Source organism: Micropruina sp., assembly GCF_047602085.1.
GTDB lineage: Bacteria > Actinomycetota > Actinomycetes > Propionibacteriales > Propionibacteriaceae > Micropruina.
Map to the genome: position 1 here is coordinate 1179317 of NZ_JASGID010000002.1, position 19689 is coordinate 1199005.

At 69.0% G+C, this 19689-nt stretch carries 15 protein-coding genes and 2 pseudogenes; 14 read left to right on the plus strand and 3 right to left on the minus strand.

Annotated elements, in window-relative coordinates; translation table 11 throughout:
- The first annotated feature begins 137 nt into the window (after positions 1 to 137).
- From rplJ to QM721_RS06175, 9 genes and pseudogenes are all read left to right on the plus strand, one after another.
- On the plus strand, positions 138 to 725 hold the full coding sequence (rplJ, locus tag QM721_RS06135; protein ID WP_415119994.1) for a 50S ribosomal protein L10: 588 nt from the start codon (positions 138 to 140) through the stop codon (positions 723 to 725).
- Between the two features lie 15 nt (positions 726 to 740).
- Positions 741 to 1136 (plus strand): 50S ribosomal protein L7/L12, encoded by a 396-nt coding sequence (rplL, locus tag QM721_RS06140; RefSeq protein WP_415119996.1) that lies wholly within the window; start codon positions 741 to 743, stop codon positions 1134 to 1136.
- Positions 1137 to 1442: 306 nt separating this feature from the next.
- Positions 1443 to 3395 carry a primosomal protein N' gene (locus QM721_RS06145; RefSeq protein ID WP_415119998.1) on the plus strand — a complete coding sequence of 651 codons (1953 nt, stop codon included), beginning with the start codon at positions 1443 to 1445 and terminating at the stop codon, positions 3393 to 3395.
- 714 nt (positions 3396 to 4109) lie between these two features.
- Positions 4110 to 4400, plus strand: a complete 291-nt coding sequence (locus QM721_RS06150) for a helix-turn-helix domain-containing protein (RefSeq protein ID WP_415117914.1) — start codon at positions 4110 to 4112, stop codon at positions 4398 to 4400.
- A gap of 41 nt (positions 4401 to 4441) precedes the next feature.
- Positions 4442 to 5071: an IS630 family transposase gene (locus tag QM721_RS06155; protein ID WP_415117916.1), complete on the plus strand. Its 630-nt coding sequence runs from the start codon at positions 4442 to 4444 to the stop codon at positions 5069 to 5071.
- A gap of 26 nt (positions 5072 to 5097) precedes the next feature.
- Positions 5098 to 6018, plus strand: a complete 921-nt coding sequence (fmt, locus tag QM721_RS06160) for a methionyl-tRNA formyltransferase (RefSeq protein ID WP_415120000.1) — start codon at positions 5098 to 5100, stop codon at positions 6016 to 6018.
- Complete coding sequence (locus QM721_RS06165; RefSeq protein ID WP_415120002.1) at positions 6015 to 7445, plus strand: RsmB/NOP family class I SAM-dependent RNA methyltransferase; 1431 nt, start codon at positions 6015 to 6017, stop codon at positions 7443 to 7445. The genes fmt and QM721_RS06165 overlap by 4 nt, the downstream gene beginning before the upstream one ends.
- A 10-nt stretch (positions 7446 to 7455) precedes the next feature.
- Positions 7456 to 8120, plus strand: a pseudogene (rpe, locus tag QM721_RS06170) (ribulose-phosphate 3-epimerase).
- A complete protein-coding gene (locus QM721_RS06175; RefSeq protein ID WP_415120004.1) occupies positions 8117 to 8971 on the plus strand; it encodes an aminodeoxychorismate lyase in 855 nt (284 codons plus the stop codon). Before rpe ends, QM721_RS06175 begins: the two are co-directional and overlap by 4 nt.
- Positions 8972 to 9302: 331 nt before the next feature.
- Here QM721_RS06175 and QM721_RS06180 read toward each other — a convergent pair whose 3' ends face one another.
- Positions 9303 to 10157 (minus strand): PAC2 family protein, encoded by an 855-nt coding sequence (locus QM721_RS06180; RefSeq protein ID WP_415120006.1) that lies wholly within the window; start codon positions 10155 to 10157, stop codon positions 9303 to 9305.
- A gap of 314 nt (positions 10158 to 10471) precedes the next feature.
- The gene (gene metH / locus QM721_RS06185; protein WP_415120137.1) at positions 10472 to 14191 is read right to left on the minus strand and encodes a methionine synthase; all 3720 of its coding nucleotides are present in this window, start codon (positions 14189 to 14191) and stop codon (positions 10472 to 10474) included.
- Between the two features lie 266 nt (positions 14192 to 14457).
- Between metH and QM721_RS06190 the strand changes: the two genes are divergently transcribed.
- From QM721_RS06190 to QM721_RS06210, 5 genes and pseudogenes are all read left to right on the plus strand, one after another.
- Positions 14458 to 15951: an ABC transporter substrate-binding protein gene (locus tag QM721_RS06190; protein WP_415120008.1), complete on the plus strand. Its 1494-nt coding sequence runs from the start codon at positions 14458 to 14460 to the stop codon at positions 15949 to 15951.
- 35 nt (positions 15952 to 15986) lie between these two features.
- Positions 15987 to 16862 (plus strand): annotated as a pseudogene (locus QM721_RS06195) (tRNA (adenine-N1)-methyltransferase); the annotation flags it as partial.
- The gene (gene arc / locus QM721_RS06200) at positions 16859 to 18469 is read left to right on the plus strand and encodes a proteasome ATPase (RefSeq protein ID WP_415120010.1); all 1611 of its coding nucleotides are present in this window, start codon (positions 16859 to 16861) and stop codon (positions 18467 to 18469) included. The pseudogene QM721_RS06195 and the gene arc, both read left to right, overlap by 4 nt.
- Positions 18470 to 18658: 189 nt before the next feature.
- Positions 18659 to 18937 carry a type II toxin-antitoxin system RelE/ParE family toxin gene (locus QM721_RS06205; RefSeq protein WP_415120012.1) on the plus strand — a complete coding sequence of 93 codons (279 nt, stop codon included), beginning with the start codon at positions 18659 to 18661 and terminating at the stop codon, positions 18935 to 18937.
- 13 nt (positions 18938 to 18950) lie between these two features.
- A complete protein-coding gene (locus QM721_RS06210; protein WP_415120014.1) occupies positions 18951 to 19238 on the plus strand; it encodes a HigA family addiction module antitoxin in 288 nt (95 codons plus the stop codon).
- 75 nt (positions 19239 to 19313) lie between these two features.
- Here the strand turns inward: QM721_RS06210 and QM721_RS06215 are convergent, their stop codons facing one another.
- On the minus strand, positions 19314 to 19676 hold the full coding sequence (locus QM721_RS06215) for a DUF3054 domain-containing protein (protein WP_415120016.1): 363 nt from the start codon (positions 19674 to 19676) through the stop codon (positions 19314 to 19316).
- Positions 19677 to 19689 lie beyond the last annotated feature (13 nt).

The window sequence follows — 19689 nt, forward strand, 5'->3', positions numbered from 1 at the left end:
ACATCACTCGATGTCCTAAGGATCAACGATCGCCCGCGCAGGTATTCCTGAACAGCTCGTCAGAGTTCGCCCCGGATAGCCCTGCGCGCCGGGGTTTTTCCATGTCCGAGGCATCGACGGAAGTGGGAAGGAGACTCATGGCGAGGGATGACAAGGCCGCAGCCGTGGCGGAGCTGAAGGACAGCTTCACCAACGCGGCTGCCGCCGTACTGACCGAGTACCGCGGTCTCTCAGTGAAGAGCCTGCAAGAACTGCGCAGGTCTCTGGGAGAGAACGCCACCTACGCCGTCGCGAAGAACACCTTGACGACGATCGCCGCCCGCGAGGCGGGCCTCGAGGGCCTTGAGCAGCAGCTCGCCGGCCCGACCGCGATCGCCTTCATCTCGGGTGACGTTGCAACCGTCGCCAAGGGACTGCGTGACTTCGCGAAGGCGAACCCGCATCTGGTCATCAAGGGTGGCGTCATGGACGGTCGCGTCCTTGACGCCGACGGGGTCAAGAAGCTGGCCGACCTCGAGTCGCGCGAGGTTCTGCTCGCCAAGCTCGCGGGCGCCATGAACGGCAACCTGGCGAAGGCCGCCGGCCTGTTCGCCGCCCCGCTCAGCCAGGCCGCTCGCGTCCTGGCCGCGCTCACCGACCAGAAGCAGGCCGGGGCCACCCCGGCAACCGATGCAGCACCCGCTGCGGAGGCCACCGAAGACGCGGCTGACGCTGCATCGAAGTAAAGAAAGGAAACCATCATGGCGAAGCTCAGCACTGACGACCTCCTCGAGGCGTTCAAGGAGATGACGCTGATCGAGCTGTCCGAGTTCGTGAAGCAGTTTGAAGACACCTTCGGTGTCACCGCAGCCGCTCCGGTCGCGGTCGCCGCGGCCGGTCCCGCCGGCAGCGGTGCAGGCGAGGCTGCCGAAGAAGAAGAGGTCAGCAACGAGGTCGACGTGATCCTCGAGTCGGCCGGTGACAAGAAGATCCAGGTCATCAAGGAGGTGCGCGCGCTCACCAGCCTGGGCCTCAAGGAGGCCAAGGACCTGGTCGAGGCCGCCCCCAAGGCGGTGCTGGAGAAGGTCACCCGCGAGGCTGCGGCGAAGGCGAAGGAGGCCCTGGAGGCCGCCGGTGCCGCCGTCAGCATCAAGTGAGCTGACCACTCGGTAACAACTCCCAGCGGCGGAACCCTTCGGGGTTCCGCCGCTTCCTCGTCACCGCCCCCAAGCCGGACGACTCCCATCCCCTCCTCCTCCTCCTCCCTCCCATCCCCCTCCGGGGGCACAATTCCGTGTTTCGGTGTCCTTTCCGTGGTTCAAACCGAGTAAACGAAGCTGAATCACGGAGACGTGGTCGTGGGGGACGTCCGAGGGGTGTCGCTTTCGGCACGAGGGGGGGGGGAAGGGGGGAGGGGGAAGGGGGGGCGGGGGGTGTCAGTGCGGGGCTCTAGCATCGGGGGCGTGGGTGAGCCGAAGGTTGCGCGGGTGGTGGTGGATATGCCGCTGCCGCATCTGGATCGTCCTTTTGACTACGTCATTCCCGAGGCGCTGGCGGCCGAGGTGGTGCCCGGGTGCCGGGTGAAGGTCCGCTTCGCCGGTCGGCAGCGTGACGGCTTCGTGATCGAGGTCGCGAACTCGTCGCAGGTCGACCGTGAGCTGGCGCCGCTGCTCAAGGTGACGTCGTCCGAGCCGGTGCTCAAGCCCGAGATCGTGGCGTTGGTGCGTGCGGTCGCCGACCACTACGCGGGCACCTTCGCCGATGTGGTCCGGCTGGCTGTTCCGCCCCGGCACGGCATCACCGAGAAGGCCGATCTGATCAAACACCCGGCCCCGGTGCCCCTTGCGGGGGAGTCGTCCCGGTGCGTGGCGCGCTATCCGCACGGCGCGCAATTGTTGGCCGCGCTCGGTGACGGACGTGCCCCGCGCGCGGCACTGACGCTGGCTCCGGTGGCTCGTCCCGTGGGCGACTGGGTGGGCGCGTTGGTCGAGGCGGCATCCGCCACGCTCGGGGGTGGCCGTGGGGTGCTGTTGCTGGTGCCAGACGCCGCCGACCTGGTCCGGCTGGAGGCCCGTTGCGTGGAGGTGTTTGGCCGGGGCAGCTTCGTTACCCTGACCGCCGAGAAGGGTCCGGCGGCGCGTTATCGGGCGTTTCTGGCGGCGGCGCGGGGTGGCGTCCGGCTGGTGCTCGGCACCCGGGCGGCCGCGTTCGCTCCGGTGGCCGACCTGGGGCTGGTGGCGATGTACGACGACGGCGACGACTCGTGGGCCGAGCCGCGGGCCCCCTACCCGCACGCTCGGGTGGTGGCGGGGCTGCGGGCGACGGTGCAGCACTGCGGGCTGTTGTACGTCGGCTACGGGCGCAGCACCGAGACCCAGGCGATGGTCGAACGGGGGTGGCTCACCGCGGTCGCGGCGCCGCTGGCGGCACGCCGCGAGGAGTGCCCGGTGGTGCGGGTCAGCAACGATGCGAGCCCGGTGGCAGGTCGCGACCCGGCGGCGCATTCCCGCTTGCCGCACGAGGTTTTCACGGCTATTCGGGCCGGTTTGGCGGCAGGGCCGGTGCTAGTGCAAGTGCCCCGGGCCGGGTATCTGGCGGCGCTGGCCTGTGCCCGCTGCCGCAGCGTCGCCCGCTGCCCCCACTGTGGCCACCCGCTGGCGGGGGAGCGCACCGAGCGGGGTGCGGCGCCGGTCTGCCGGCTGTGCGGCGGGCACCCCGAATCGTGGCACTGCGGCGATTGCGGGTCGGCCGAGCTGCGCGCGCCGCGGGTCGGCGTGGTGCGAACGGCCGAAGAGTTGGGCCGGGCGTTTCCGAACACCCTGGTGGTGCAGTCATCGGGCGACCATCCGGTGGCTTCGGTCTCCGATGAGCCGGCGCTGGTGCTGGCCACCCCCGGGGTCGAACCGGTCGCCGTGGGCGGGTATGCGGCGGCGGTGCTGCTCGACGCCGAGATGCTGCTGGCCCGGGCCGACCTGCGGGCCGGCGAAGAGGCACTGCGCCGCTGGCTGTCCGCCGTGGCACTGGTGCGCGGGGCCTCCGACGACGGCACGGTGATGGTGGTGGGGGAGGCGTCGGCCCGGACGGTGCAGGCCCTGGTGCGGCTCGACCCGGTCGGCTTCGCCGAGCGCGAGCTGGCTGACCGGGCTGAAGCCGGCTTTCCTCCGGCGACCCGGTTGATCATCCTCGAGGGCATGGCGGGGGCGGTCGACGAGGCCGTGCAGGTGATCACGACCGAAACCGGGGCGGCGCCGCTCGGCCCGGTGCCGGCGGGCGAGGACTCCGTCCGCGCGATGCTGCGGGTGCCGATCAGTGCCGGCGCGGCGCTGGTCGGGGCGGCCAAGCACGTCCAGGTTCGGCGCGCCGCGCACAAGGAGGAGGGCTCGCTGCGGGTGCGGGTCGACCCGGCGGTGCTGTGAGAGCCCGGAGTGAGGGGAACGCTGATTTTCGTTGGTCGAGCTTGTCGAAACCTCGGACAGAGTGCTCTGACTCGGGTTTCGACAAGCTCAACCAGCGGTGGGTGCGTTGATCAGGACTTCCCTGGGAAGGCGCTGATCAATCACGCTCCGGCTGGGGTGCACCCGGCGGACTTGGCCAAATAATTGGGGGCCTCGGGCTCGTGTGCTGGATGACCGCTAGGCCTGCGCCTTTTGGTGGTTTCCGCTCATCTGGCCGGACAGGCTCTTTTCTCGAAGCAGCCTCGATGAACGCTTGTCACGGGCTTGGTTTGGGCGTCAGTGGGACGCCACGAACAGCGGGCCAGATCGGGCACCACCTTGAGCGCCCGATTTGGCGCACCATTCGCCTCGTGCAGAACCGGATCAGCAACCCCGGCATCGAAAGTCCTGGAGAGGCTTGCGTCAGGCAGCACTAGTGGAGTGTCGCTCCTAATGGTTTGGTAATGGGTGGGATTGGCTTGTCCTGATTGATGCTTGATCGGGAGGAGTCGTATCGTGCCCAGGCTGAAGGATCATGTCGTCGCGTTGACGGCTGAGGATCGTGTGAAGTTGACGAGGGTCGTGTCGCGGGGGACGCATCCGGCGCGGATGATTGCGCGGGCGAGGGTTCTGCTTGAGCTGGATGAGAACGCGAGGGTCGTGCCGGGTCGGCGGGTTGTCGCGGAGCGTGTCGGGGTGTCCGAGCAGACGGTGTATTTGATCGCGAAGCGGTTCGTCGAGTCCGGTGGGGATGCCGATGAGGTGATTCGCCGTCGCAAACGGGTCACGCCGCCGGTGCCACCGAAGGTGACCGGGGATGTCGAGGCGCGGGTGATCGCGCTGGCGTGCACGAGACCGCCGGAGGGGTTCGACCGGTGGTCGTTGCGGCTGCTGGAGAAACACGTGGCCCTTACCGACGGGCTGCCGCCTCTGGATCACTCCACGATTGGGCGGGCCCTGAAAAAGGGGGGCTTCGTCCTCACTTAAAGAAGTGCTGGACGATCCCGCCGAAAGCCAACGCCGAGTTCGTGGCGCGGATGGAGGATGTTCTGGAGGTCTACCACCGGCCCTTCGACCCGGCAGTGCCGGTGGTGTGCATGGACGAGAAGCCGTACCAGCTGCTCGGCCACGCTCGTGACCCGATCCCGGCGCGCCCCGGCCACGATCTCAAAGAGGACTCGGAGTACGTCCGTCACGGCACCTGCTCGATCTTCGTCTGGGTCGAGCCGCTCGCCGGACACCGCCACGTCGACGCGAAGCCGCGGCGGACCCGGATCGACTGGGCCGCGGGCGTGGACCGGCTACTGACCATGGACTACCCCGACGCCAAACGCGTCGTCCTCGTCATGGACAACCTCAACACCCATACCCTCGGCTCGCTCTACGAGGCGTTCGAGCCCGCGAAGGCCCGCGCTCTCGCCGAACGGCTCGAGATCCACTACACACCCAAGCACGGCTCCTGGCTCAACATCGCCGAGATCGAGCTGTCCGCCCTCAGCCGGCAATGCCTCACCCGCCGCATCGACGACCTCGACGTCCTCAACGCCGAACTCGCCGCCTGGCAGAAAGCGACCAACGACGACCAACGGCAAGTCGACTGGCAGTTCACGACAAACGACGCCCGCATCAAACTCCGACACCTATACCCAAATATTTAGACACGACACACTACTAGGCTGACCCGGTGCGTGTCGTGTTTGCCGGAACCCCCGAGGTTGCCCTGCCCGCCCTGGCCGCGATCGCTGCGTCGGGTCACGAGTTGATCGCCGTCGTGACCAGGCCCGATGCGGCGCAGGGCCGCAGCAAGCGACTGGTGCCCAGCCCCGTGGCGGACTGGGCGGCGAAGCACGGCATCGAGACGCTGAAGCCGCAACGGCCCCGTGACCCCGACTTCGCCGAGCGGCTGCGCACCCTTCAACCCGACGTCTGCCCGGTGGTCGCCTACGGGGCGTTGATTCCGTCCGAAGTGCTGGCCATTCCATCGCACGGCTGGGTAAACGTGCATTTCTCGTTGCTGCCGGCCTGGCGAGGTGCCGCCCCGGTGCAGCGCGCCCTGCTGGCCGGCGACGCCGACACCGGCATCACGATCTTCGACCTGGTGCCTGCTCTGGACGCCGGCCCGGTCTACCTGCGGGAGGCGTCCGCACTAGGCGACTCCGAGACCGCCGGGGCGGTGCTCACCCGGCTCGCCCACCGTGGCGCCGACCTGCTGGTCGAGGTGCTGGACCACCTGGCGGACGGCACTGCCGTCGCAACGGCACAAGGGGAGACCGGCATCACGCTGGCCCCGAAGCTGACCGTCGACGACGCCCGGGTCGACTGGGCCGGGTCTGCCAGGACGATCGACCGGCAGATCCGGGCCTGCAACCCCTCGCCGGTGGCCTGGACCACCCACCGCGGCGAGCGGGTCAAGCTCTGGCTGGCTCGTGCCCATGCGGGCACCGTGCTGACTCCTGGCGTGCTCGCGGTCGACAAGCGCAGTGTGCATGTCGGCACCGCCCGCGGGGTTCTCGAACTGCTCCAGGTGCAGCCCGCGGGCAAGAAGGTGATGGCGGCTGCCGACTGGGGCCGTGGACTGGGTGCCGACCCCGGGTCGTTCGAGTGAGCGGACGGCGGCGGCGCGGGAGTATGCCCGGCAACCGCGGGCACGTCGGGCCGGGCCTCGACAAGCTCGACCGGCGGGGTGTGGATGGGGGTGTCCGGGGTGTCGACAAGCTCGACCGGCGAACAGGTGATCCCGCGCGGTTGGCGGCCTTCCGGGCACTGCGAGCGGTGACCGCCGAGGGTGCTTACGCAAACCTGGTGCTGGCCGAGCACACAGCCGGGCTGTCGCACCGAGACGCCGGCTTCGCCACCGAACTCGTGGCCGGCACCTGCCGCTCCCTGGGTTATTACGACGCGATCATCTCCCTTGCCGGTGGCCGGCCGCTGACCACCCTGCAGCCCGCCGTGGTCGACCTGCTGAGGCTGGGGGCACACCAGTTGCTCGAGCTGCGGGTGCCCAGCCACGCTGCCGTCGCCGCCACCGTCAATCTGGCCCGCACCGCGGTCTCGCAACGGGTCACCGGCGTGGTCAACGCCATTCTGCGCAAGATCGCCGCCCTGGACGCCGACGGCTGGGCCGAGCGGCTGCGAGCCGAACGAGACGACGCCGAGGCGTTGATCGCCCGCCACCCGCAATGGATCATCGACGCCTTCGGCGAAGTACTGCCCGCCGCTGAACTGCCGGCGCTGCTGGCGGCCGACAACGCCCCGCCAAGCCCGCACCTGGTGGTCCGCCCGGACCTGGCCGAGGTCGCCGAACTGGGCGGAACGCCGCTGCGCTGGTCACCGTTCGGCGCGCTCGCCAGCGGCAACCCCGCCGAGATCGCCGCCGTCCACCAGGGCCGCGCCGGGGTGCAGGACGAAGGTTCGCAGCTAGTCGCGTGGGCGCTCAGCCGGCCCGACGCGCCGTTTGGCCCCTGGCTCGACCTGTGCGCCGGCCCGGGCGGCAAGGCTGCGCTGCTCGCCGGTCTGGCCCGCCGGCAGCACACCGCGCTGCTGGCCTCCGAACTGCAGCCGCACCGGGCCGCGCTCGTCGCCCGGGCGCTGCACGCCTACCCAGACCCGACGCCGCTGGTCATCGCCGCCGACGGCACCCGCCCCGCTTGGCCCGCCAACGCCTTCGCCCGGGTCATGCTTGACGCCCCCTGCTCCGGGCTCGGGGCACTGCGCCGGCGTCCGGAATCGCGATGGCGCCGCCAACCGTCCGACCTGGACGACCTGGTGCCCCTGCAGCGCGCCCTGCTCGCCACCGCCATTGCCTCGGCCCGGCCGGGTGGCCTGATCGCCTACGTCACCTGCTCGCCGCACCACCGCGAGACCGTCGAGGTGGTCGAGGCCGCCGCCGGCGTTGAGCTGCTCGACGCGTCCGAGGCGCTGCCCGAGGTGCCGGACGCCGCCCGGGGGCACTACGTGCAACTCTGGCCGCACCGGCACGGCACCGACGCCATGTTCCTGGCCCTGCTGCGCAAGACCGAGGCGACCCAATAGGGTCGAGCCCATGACGATGCGGATCACTCCGAGCATCCTGAACGCCGACCTGGCCGATCTCACCGGCGAGATTGCTCGCATTCCCAGCGCTGACGGGGTGCACATCGACGTGATGGACAACCATTTCGTGCCCAACCTGACCATCGGCCTACCGGTCGTCGAGAGCATCAGGTCGAGCACGACGGCCTTTCTCGACATTCACCTGATGATCGCCGAGGTCGACCGCTGGGCGCCGGCCTTCGCCGATGCCGGCTGCGAGTCGGTTACCTTTCACGTCGAGGCCTCGGACGCCCCGATCAAGACTGCCCGCGAGCTGCGGTCGCTGGGCGCCCGGGCGTCCATGGCGCTCAAGCCGGCCACCCCGATCGAGCCGTACGCCGACCTGCTCGGCGAACTCGACATGGTGCTGCTGATGACCGTCGAACCCGGCTTCGGTGGGCAGAAATTTCTCGACCTGGTGCTGCCGAAATTCGCCGCACCCGCGAGTTGATCGAACGCACCGGCGGCGACATCTGGCTGCAGGTCGACGGCGGCGTCTCGGTGGAGACCATCGAACGCTGTGCCGAGGCCGGTGCCGACACGTTCGTGGCCGGCTCGGCCGTGTACAGCGCCGAGAACCCCGACGCCATGGTGCTGGCCCTGCGCGAGCAGGCCGTCGCCGCGTGCTGCCGGTGAGCCGCCAGTTGGTCGCCGTCCTGGGCCGCGGGGTGGTTCCGACAACAGCGCCGATCGCTACCGCCGACGACGTCGGGCTGGTCAGGGGCGACGGTTGCTTCGACGCCATGCGGGTGCTGGCATCGGACGGCCCCGCGGTGATCGAGAACCTCGAGGCACACCTGGAGCGTTTCGAGCACTCGGCACACAGGTTGGGCCTGCCCTTCGACGCGAATGCCTGGCGCTCGCTGATCGCCGAGGCGGTGGCGGCCTGGCCGCCGGCCCCCGAGGCGGTGCTGAAGCTGGTGCTGACCCGTGGGCCCGAGTCGGATCCCGGCGCACCGACCGGCTTTCTGACCATCACCGAGTTGAACCTGGACGTCATGCGGCGGGCCAGGCAGGGCATCGCCGTGCGGCTGCTGCCCCGGGGCTATGCCAGCGACGCGTTCGCTGATGCCCCCTGGCTGCTGGGTGGGGTGAAGCTGCTGTCGTACGCGGTGAACGCCGCCGCCAAGCGGGCCGCCGGGGCGTCCGGCGACGACGATGCACTGTTCATCAGCAGCAACGGCTATGCCCTCGAAGGGCCGACCTCGGCGGTGATCGTACGGCAGGGGGAGCGGCTGGTCACGACCCCCACCGGCGGCACCGGCATTCTCGACTCGGTGACCGCACGGCAGGTCTTCGCTCGTGCGGCCGGTGCGGGCTTTTCGACGGCTCATGCGCTGATTCCGGTGGCCGACCTATTCGAGGCCGACGGGGTATGGCTGGCATCGTCCATTCGCGGGGTCTGCCCGGTGACCCGGTTGGACGGCCGCACGCTGCGAGTCGATGCCGACTGGTCGGCGCGGGTCGCCGCTTGGGGAGGCTTCTGAGCGTCCTCGACGGCTGGGCGTCGGCTGGTGCTGCCCGACGGAAGTCTTTCGAGGGTCTTTCCGCGCCAGGGCGGCGTCCGGCGGCGTTGTTGTCAATCGCCGCACGACCCGGTAAGCCTCCCTGGCCGGCCATTGACACTCGTCGGCCTTGCCGGGCATTCACCCGGACATCGCCTTCCCCCGGAGGACGTCTGCCGGGCAGCACGTGGGGAGCACTGATTTTTCGTTGGTCGAGCTTGTCGAGACCTCAAAGAGTGCTCTCACTAGGGGTTTGCGACAACCTCGACCCACGAAGGTCAGAGCTTGCCTGGCCTTCTCGGCTGGCGAGCGGTCAGCGTGAGGGGTGCCCGGGCGGCTGGTTGCGCCGGCGCAGGTAGCGCTGAATCTCGGCGGCGATCGCGTCGCCCTGCGGCTCGGGCTGGTTCTCGTCGCGCCGCTCTTCGAGAGCACTGATGTAGGCGGAGATCTCACTGTCTTCGGAGGCCAGGTCATTGACCTGGTTTTCCCACGATGCAGCCTGCTCGGGCAGGTCGCCCGGGTCGAGCGGGGTATCGAGCAGGTCTTCCAGGCGGTCGAGCAGTGCCAGGGTGGCTTTCGGGTTGGGCGGCTCGGCCACGTAGTGCGGCACCGACGCCCACAGCGAGGCGGTCGGCAGCCCGACCACCGCACAGTCGGAGGCCAGCACCCCCACCATGCCGGTGGGCCCCTCGTAGCTGGACATCTCGAGACCCACCTGGTCGGCCAGCGCCTGGGTGGAGGCCGTGCCATTCACCGGCACCGGCCGCGAATGCGGCGAGTCGGTGAGCATGGCGCCCAGCATCACCACGATCTCGGGCTTCACCGTCCGGATCGCCGAAACCAGGGCCGAGGCGAACCCGCGCCAGTGGAAGTTGGGCTCGGGGCCGCCGATCAGCACCAGGTCACGCTGTGGCAACGGCGCCACCAGCACCTCGGTGGTGGGCCACTGCACGGTGCGCTCGCCGCCCGAGGTGATCGTGTACGAGGGCCGGTTGACCTGAAAGTCGTAGTAGTCGTCGGGGTCGAGGGCGAAGGCGAGCCGGGCCGAGGTCAGCGCCGCCAGGTGGTCGATCACCCCACTGGCCGCATCGCCGGCATCGTTCCAGCCACCGAAGGCGACCACCACGGCCGGCCGGCGCAGGTTCTTCAACCGCTTCACCTCTGCCATGCCGGCCATGCTACTCATGGTCGCGGACAGCCTTGTGGAGTGCCCGATCATCAGTGCGTTGACGGGTCGGGGCCCGGGCGATGTGCTTCGCCCGCGCCACGGGCGCTGCGTTTCGTAGGTGTGGCTCCGAGTGGGGGTCTCGACGGGCTCGACCGGTGGTGGGGGTCTCGACGGGCTCGACCGGTGGTGGGGGTCTCGACGGGCTCGACCGGTGGTGGGGGTCTCGACGGGCTCGACCGGTGGTGGGGGTCTCGACGGGCTCGACCGGTGGTGGGGGTCGACCGGCGGTGGGGGCGAGGCTCGACCGTCGAGGGTCAGTCGACCGGGTCGTAGCCCAGGTTCGGCGACAGCCACTTCTCGGCCTGGGCCAAGCTCCAGCCCTTGCGGGTCGCATAGCTCTCGACCTGGTCGCGGGCCAGCCGTCCCACCACGAAGTAGCGGCTCTCGGGGTGGGCGAAGTACCAGCCCGAGACGGCCGCGCCCGGCCACATCGCCATCGACTCGGTCAGCTCGATGCCGGTGCGCCGTTCCACGTCGAGCAACTGCCACAGGGCCAGCTTCTCGGTGTGGTCGGGGCAGGCCGGGTAACCGGGGGCGGGGCGAATGCCGCGGTAGCGTTCGGCGATCAGCGCCTCGTTGTCGAGCGCCTCGTCGGCCGCATAGCCCCACAGCTCGTGCCGGACCAGTTCGTGCAGCCGCTCGGCGAACGCCTCGGCCAGCCGATCGGCCACCGATTCGAGCAGAATCGCGCTGTAGTCGTCCAGCGACTCCTTGAAAGCCCTTACCCGTTCGGCCGCGCCCAACCCCGAGGTCACGGCGAAACCACCCACCCAGTCGGGCAGCCCCGACGATTTCGGCGCCACGTAATCGGCCAGCGAGCGGTTGGGCACCCCGTCGCGGTGGTGACCCTGCTGCCGTAGATGCTGCAGCCGCAGCCGCACCTCAGTACGGGTCTCGTCGGTGTACACCTCGAGCTCGTCGTCGACGGCCGAGGCGGGAAAGAATCCGACCACGCCGTTGGCCCTCAGCCAGCCCTGGTCGATCACCCGGTCGAGCATCACCTGTGCGTCGCCGAACAGCTTGCGCGCAGCCTCGCCCGAGGCCGGGTTGTTCAGAATGTCGGGGTAGCGGCCTTTCAGCTCCCAGGCGTTGAAGAACGGCTGCCAGTCGATGTAGCGCCGCAACTCCTCCAGCGGGTAGTTCGCCAGCGTGCGCACCGGTTCGACCGCAAGCATGGCCGGCCGCGGCGGCTGGTAGCCCGTCCAGTCGATCGGGGTGCGTTCGGCCAGCGCCTGGGCATAGCTGAGCAGCGGACGGTCGTTGCGCTTGGCCGCGTGCCGTTCCCGAATCGATTCGTAGTCGCGAAACACCTCGGCCATGAAGCCCGGACGCTTCTCGTCCGACAGCAGGGCGGCCGCGGTGGGCACCGAGCGTGAGGCGTCCTTCACCCACACCACCGGGCCTTCGTAGCGCGGCGCGATCTTCACCGCGGTGTGGGCCCGCGAGGTGGTGGCGCCGCCGATCAGCAACGGCAGCGTCAACCCGAGTCGCTGTAGCTCGGCGGCGAAATTCGACATCTCGTCGAGCGAGGGCGTGATCAGCCCCGACAACCCGATCATGTCGGCGTTCTCGGCCTCGGCGGCGGCCAGGATCTTCTGCGCCGGCACCATCACCCCAAGGTCGACCACCTCGTAGTTGTTGCACTGCAACACCACGCCGACGATGTTCTTGCCGATGTCGTGCACGTCGCCCTTGACCGTGGCCATGATGATCTTGCCGTTGCTGTAGGCCGCCTCGCCGGGCTTCTTCTCGGCCTCGATGAACGGCACCAGGTGCGCGACGGCCTTCTTCATCACCCGGGCCGACTTCACCACCTGCGGCAGAAACATCCGGCCCGCGCCGAACAGGTCGCCGACCACGCCCATGCCGCTCATCAACGGGCCTTCGATGACGTCGAGCGGACGTCCCCCGGTCGCCGCCAGCTCGACCCGCAGCTCTTCGGTGTCGGCCACCACGTGCTCGTCGATGCCCTTCACCAGGGCGTGCGTGATGCGCTCGCGCACCGGCAGCGAGCGCCACTCGGCGACGGTCTCTTCGGCCGGACGTCCCGCGGTGTTGAAGTCGGCGGCGATCTCGAGTAGCCGTTCGGTGGCGTCGGCGCGCCGGTTCAGCACCACGTCTTCGATGCGCTCGCGCAACAGTGGGTCGATCTCGTCGTAGACCACCAGCGCGCCGGCATTGACGATGCCCATGCTCATGCCGGCGGCGATGGCGTGGTAGAGAAATACTGCGTGGATCGCCTCGCGCACCGGGTTGTTGCCGCGGAACGAGAACGACACGTTCGACACGCCGCCCGAGATCTGTGCGCCGGGCAGGTTCTGTCTGATCCAGCCAGTGGCCTCGATGAAGTCGACGCCGTAGTTGGCGTGCTCGTCGATGCCGGTGCCGATGGCGAACACGTTGGGGTCGAAGATGATGTCTTCGGCCGGGAAGCCGACCTCGTCGACCAAGATGCGGTACGCCTGCGCGCAGACGTCTTTCCGGCGCTGCAAGGTGTCGGCCTGGCCGTCGGAGTCGAAGGCCATCACCACGATCGCCGCACCGTACTTGCGGCACAGCCGGGCCTGCTCGATGAACTCGTCGATGCCCGATTTCATCGAGATCGAGTTCACGATCGGCTTGCCCTGCAGGCAGCGCAGCCCGGCCTCGATCACCTGCCACTTCGACGAGTCGACCATCACCGGCACCCGGCAGATGTCGGGCTCGGAGCTGATCAGCTTGCAGAACCGGTCCATGGCGGCGACGCCGTCGATCATGCCCTCGTCCATGTTGACGTCGATCACCTGGGCGCCGTTCTCGACCTGCTGGCGCGCCACCTCGAGCGCCGTGCCGTAGTCGCCTTCGGTGATCAGCCGCCGAAACCGTGCCGATCCGGTGATGTTGGTGCGCTCGCCGACGTTGACGAACAGCGACTCGGGGGTGATCGTCAGCGGCTCGAGCCCGGCCAGCCGCATCGCCGGCACCGGCTCGGCCGGCACCCGGGGTGCCGAGTCACGGGCGGCGGCCACGATGGCCGCGATGTGTTCGGGGGTGGTGCCGCAGCAGCCGCCGAGCACGTTCACCAGGCCGTCGGCGGCAAACCCGCTGACGATCGCCGCCATCTCTTCGGGGGTCTGGTCGTACTCGCCGAACGCGTTCGGCAGCCCGGCGTTGGGGTAGCACGAGACGAAACAGTCGGCCACCCGTGACAACTCGGCGACATAGGGGCGCATCTCGGCCGCCCCGAGCGCACAGTTGAGCCCGACCGCGATCGGCTTGGCGTGCCGGATCGAGTTGTAGAAGGCTTCGGTGACCTGCCCCGACAGGGTGCGTCCGGAGGCGTCGGTGATGGTGCCCGACAAGATCACCGGCCACCGGCGTCCGCGCTGCTCGAACAGGGTCTCGAGTGCGAAGATCGCCGCCTTGGCGTTGAGGGTGTCGAAGATGGTCTCGATCAGCAGCAGGTCGGAGCCGCCGTCGACCAGCCCGTCAGCCTGCTCCAGGTAGGCCTCGACGAGTTCGTCGAACTGCACGTTGCGGGCGCCGGGGTCGTTAACGTCGGGTGAGATGGACGCCGTCTTGCTGGTCGGGCCGAGCGCCCCGATCACGTAGCGGGGCCGGGACGGGTCGTCGGCGGTGGCGGCGTCGCATGCTGCTCGGGCCAGCCGGGCCGAGGCCAGGTTGAACTCGTAGGCGAGGCTCTGCATACCGTAGTCGGCCAGCGAGATGCGCTGGGCGTTGAAGGTGTTGGTTTCGATGAAGTCGGCGCCGGCGGCCAGGTAGTCGCGGTGGATCGAGGCGATGATCTCGGGCTGGGTGAGCGACAGCAGGTCGTTGTTGCCCTTGACGTCTTGGCCCCAGTCGGCGAACCGTGCGCCGCGGTAGTCGGCCTCTTGCAGCCCGAAGCGTTGAATCACCGTGCCCATGGCGCCGTCGAGAAAGTGCAGCCGGGTGGCCAGGGCTGCGCGCAATGCGGCGGTGGCGTCGGGACGCAGCTCGGCCGGGTCGGCGTGGGGCCGGGGCGCGGTCAGCAGATCGGAACTCACCGGCACCTCCCTTCGTCGTTCGGCCGGGTCAGACGGGGAAGCGCCGACCAACCCAAGCCCCGCTGGTTGAGCGTGTCGAAACCCCTTGCCAGCGCATATCAGAGGTTTCGGCAGGCTCGACCGGCGACGATCTGCGTTCCCGCGGCCAACTGTACGCGAGCGCCCCCGGCCGGCCCGGTCGGCACCCGGTGGACGAAACCTCTACCCTTGGGTCCGTGCCACCCTTCCTCCGCAGCCTGATCGCGTTGGCCACAGCCTGCGTGACGGTGGTGGGGGCCGCCGGCTGCATTCGTACGCCCGACCCGCTGCCCACCGGCAGCACGGCCACGCCCACCGCGGATCGGGTGTTCACCGTGCTGACCGTGCAGCCGGCGACCACCACCGACCCAGCCGGGGTGACCAACGATTCCGACTCGATGGTGGTGCTCGATCTGTTTCAGCGGCTGATGCTGGTGCAGCCCAGCACCCAATTGCTCAAGCCCGACCTGGCCAAGGAATGCCTGTACACGGCCCCGACCGTGTTCGAATGTTCGCTGCCCAAAGACGCCCAGTTCTCCAACGGGCACCTGCTGACCAGCTCGGACGTGAAGTTCAGCCTGCTGCGGGCGCTGCGGCTCGCCCCCGGCCAGATGTCGTTGCTCGGTGCCCTGCGTACGATCGAGACCCCCGACCCGTACACGGTGCGGTTTCGGCTGAAGTACCCCGACAACCAGTTCGGTTACGGCTTGGCCGTGCCGGCGGCGTCCGTGGTCGACGAAGAGGCCTATGACGCCGACAAGCTGCGTCCGGTCACCCAGGCACCGATCGGCAGCGGCCCCTATGCACTGGAAGCGTGGGACAACCGCGGCCTGACGATCACCAAATTCGCCGGCTACGTGGGTGCGCTCGACACCGACATGCCGAAGATCAGGATCAACTGGGCCGATTCGGCGACGGCCGAAGAGGCCCTGGTCGGCCAACAGGCCGATATCGTGTGGCGCACCCTCAGCCCGGCGGCCATTGAGCGGCTGTCCGCGGAAATCGCCGAGGCGCAGTCAACGCGGCAGGAGCCGGACTTCTATCGCTGGCGGTTGTTCAAGACGGTGCTGCAGCGGCTGGTCTGGCTGCCGAGCAGTGCGCAGCGGTCGAACGCCGCGTTGCGACGGGCTGTCACCCTCGCCCTGCAGGCCGACCGCACGGCCACGTCCATTCTTCCCTCCATGATCAACGGCCACACCGACAGCTTCGCCATGGGTGGAGACCCGAAGCTGCCCAAGCTCAACCATGCAGGTGCCCTCACGGTGAGGTTCACCGACTCGTCGCCCGGCATGGAAGATCTGGCCCGGCAGGTGGTCGATCGGCTGCACAGCGGGCTGGGCATCACCGTGCGGCTGGTGGCCGAGGGCGAGCCAGCCGACCTGGAGTTGCGCGACAGTGCCCCGCAGGTGAACACCGCATTGGGTTGGCTGCAGGACTACCTGAAGAACCCGTTGCCGGGCAGCGCCGGCAAGCTCGAGGAACTGGAAGAACGCTTCCGTTCCTCGAGCAAGGACGAGGTGCAACTGCCGGCGTTGTCAGAGATTCAGAAACAGGCCGCGGCGGATGCCACGGTGGTGCCGATCGCCGAGGTCGACGGGGTGTTGTTTTTGTCCAGCCGGGTCGAACTGGTCGGCGAGGCCCTCGGGCCGGGGTGGCAATTGGCGTTGTGGGGAGCACGATGGCGGAGTTGAACGAAACGGGGCTGACCGGGGTGCGGACGGGTCCGCTGCAGGTCGGCGAGCGGGTCACCCTGACCGACCCCAAGGGTCGCCGGCACTCGGTGGTGCTGGCCCCCGGCGGCACGTTTCACACCACCAAGGGGGCGATCAGCCACGACGCGCTGATCGGCGGGCCGGACGGCAATGTGGTCACCTCGGCCGGGGGCGTGAGCTATGTGGCGTTCCGGCTGCTGCTGGAGGAGTTCACCGTCACCATGCCGCGCGGCGCGGCCGTGATCTACCCCAAGGACGCCGCCCAGATCATGGTGCAGACCGACATCTTTCCCGGCGCGCGGGTGCTTGAGGCGGGGGTCGGTTCGGGCTCGCTCAGCCTGCACCTGCTGCGCACCATCGGGCCGTCGGGGAGCCTGTATTCCTATGAGCGGCGGGCCGATTTCGCAGCGGTCGCCCGCAAGAACGTCGAGACTTTCTTCGGGGGGCCGCACCCGGCCTGGCAGGTGCGCATCGGCGACCTTGCCGCCGATATCGGGCCCGAACCGGTCGACCGGGCGATCCTCGACATGCTGGCCCCCTGGGAGTGTGTCGACGCGGTGGCCGCGGTGCTGCAGCCCGGCGGCATGTTGTGCTGCTACGTGGCCACCGCCACGCAACTGGGCCGCACCATGGACACGCTGCGGGCCCATGGTGGGTTCACCGAGCCGGCGGCCAGCGAGCTGACCTCGCGCGGGTGGCACGCCGAGGGGCTGGCGGTTCGGCCCGGGCACAGCACCACCGGGCATACCGGCTTTTTGATCTTCACCCGTCGGCTGGCCCCGGGGGTGACCGCTCCGCTGCGCCGGCGGCGTCCGGCACCGGGGGCGTATGGTCCCGACTACAGCGGGCCGCGTCCGCCCGGCGTTGAGGTGCCCGAGGCGAAGGAATGAGCAGCGAGCCCGACTCGCTGGCCGCGGCCGAAGCTCGTGCCGAGGCGCGCGGGCGGGCCGCCGAACTCGCCGAGCGCCGGCTGGCCGACGCCCGGGCCGATGCCCGTTCGCTGGCGCAGCAGAACGAGAAGCTGAACGCGACGCTGCGCGAGGCGCGCGAGTCGCTACTGGCGCTGCGGGCTCAACTGGATGCCCTCTCGAACCCGCCGCAGGCGCATGCTGTCGTGCTCGGGGTTCCCGAGCCTGGGCAGGCGGACGTGTCGGTGGGCGGCCGGGTGTTGCGGGTCAGCGTGGCCCCCGAACTGGGCGAGCATGGGCTGGGTGAGCCGGTGCTTCGCGCCGGTGCGCCGGTGCTGCTTAACGAGGCCATGATGCTGGTGGCCGCCGGCCCCGAGCCCACCCAGTTCGACGTGCTGGTGGTGCGTGACGTGCTGCCGGGCGGACGGCTGCTGGTCGGCGGTGGCGGCGAAGACGAGCACCTGCTGACCGCCGGTCCCGACGTGGCCGGCGTGCAGGCCGGGCAGAGCGTGGCCGCCGATCGCCGGGCTGGATTGGCGCTGCGCGTGGTGGAGCGCACCGACGTCAACGACCTGCTGCTCGATGACGTGCCCGACGTCGACTACGCCGACATCGGCGGCTTGGGCGGGCAGATCGAGCAGATTCGCGACGCGGTCGAGCTGCCCTTTCTGCACCGCGATCTGTTCGCCCGCTATCAACTGCCGGCCCCCAAGGGGGTGCTGCTGTACGGACCGCCCGGCTGTGGCAAGACGATGATCGCCAAGGCAGTGGCCAACTCGCTGGCCCAGCAGGTGGGTGGGGGAGTGGGCAGCCACTTCCTGAACATCAAAGGCCCCGAGCTGCTGAACAAGTATGTCGGCGAGACCGAGCGGCAGATTCGGGTGATCTTCGCCACCGCCCGCGAGCACGCGGCCGACGGCCGTCCGGTGATCGTGTTCTTCGACGAGATGGACTCACTGTTTCGCACCCGCGGCTCTGGGGTGAGCTCAGACATGGAATCGACCGTGGTGCCGCAACTGCTGAGCGAGATCGACGGCGTCGAGCGGCTGAGCAACGTGATCATCATCGGCGCCACCAACCGCGAAGACCTGATCGACCCCGCGATCCTGCGGCCCGGACGGCTCGACGTGAAGATCAAATTCGACCGTCCGGATGCGGCCGCGGCCCGCGAGATTCTGAGCAAGTACCTCACCGGTGACACGCCGCTGGTTGCGGGGGCCGAGGTCGGCGCGCTGATCGAGGCGACGGTCGGGGGGCTGTACGCGAACACTGACGAGAACCGGTTCTTGGAGGTGACCTACGCCTCGGGCGACCGCGAGGTGCTGTTCGTGAAGGACTTCAGCTCGGGCGCGATGCTGGCCAACGTGGTCGGACGGGCCAAGAAGGCGGCGATCAAGCAGGTGCTGGCCGGAGGCCCCGACGGGGTGAGCCTGGCGCATCTACGCGCGGCCTGCGCCGACGAGATCGCCGAGAACGAAGACCTGCCGAACACCACCAACCCCGACGACTGGGCCCGCATCTCGGGCCGCAAGGGCGAAAGGATCACGTTCATGCGCACCCTGCGCGGTGGGCGTCAGGTGAGCGTCTAGGGAAACGTTGATTTTCGTTGGTCGAACGTGTCGAGACCTCGGTCATCGCGCCGTGGCAAGGGGGTTCGATAAGCCAACTAGCGGCGGTTGCGATGATCTGGGCTTCCCTGGTGGCGGGTTCTACACCGGAGCCGAAGCACGACAACACCGGCGCTTGTATCGTGTAGCGCTACGCGATACGCTGGGAAGGTGATCGTCGGCTTTCGGCACAAAGGTCTGGAGAGGTTGTATCGCTCCGGTTCAACCCAGGGGGTCCAGAGTGCTCACGCGCCGAAGTTGCTGCGCATTCTGTCGTTGCTGGACGTGACTCAAAGCCCTGATGACCTTGCCCTGCCTGGTTTCAGGACTCATCGACGCAGGGGAGACCTGGCGGGTCACTGGTCGGTCTGGGTGAACGGAAACTGGCGAGTCACATTCAGATTCATCGACAGCGATGTCGAACTCGTCAACTACCAGGACTACCACTGAAGAGGTGAACACGATGGCAATGATCAACCCGGTGCATCCCGGTGAGATTCTGCGCGAGGACGTTCTGGCCGATCTCGCCCTCAGCGTGGGTGAGGCGGCCAGTCGGCTGGGCATCTCGCGCGTGACCCTGAGCCGCGTGCTGCACGGCCATGCCCGGATCAGCCCCAACCTGGCCGTTCGTCTGGAGCAGGCCGGTGTCGGAACCGCTCGGGCCTGGCTGGCCATGCAGTCTGCCCATGACCTGGCAACGGAACGCGCGGCAGGCTTGCCCAAGGTGACCCGCCTCGCGCCCGTCGCCTGACGAACCGCTGATATTCGCTGGTCGAGCCTGTCAAGGCCCCGGTTATGCCACTGTGGCAAGGGTGTTCGACGTAGCTCAACCGGCGGCAGACGCGGTGCGCCGCCGGGCGGCCAATAATCGCCAGCCCACCATGAGCACGGCCAGGAAGATCCCGGCCACGACCACGAAGCTGACCTGCACCCCGGCGCCGGCAGTGGCGCGAATCCACATGCCGAAACCGAGAGTGCCCACCCAGGCGAGGGCGCCGTTGAGCACCTGGTCGGTGGGCCGCTTCATGCCGATCAGGGCGATCGTGGTGCCGACCAGTGCCACGGTGAACGGCCAAGCCACGGTTGCGATGCCGGCCGGGTCGGCGGCCTCGCCGTGCGACAGCCGTCCGATCACCGCGAATGACAGCACCACCAGCAGGTCGAGGCCGAGCGTCGTCCACCACTTCATGAGCCCACCCTAG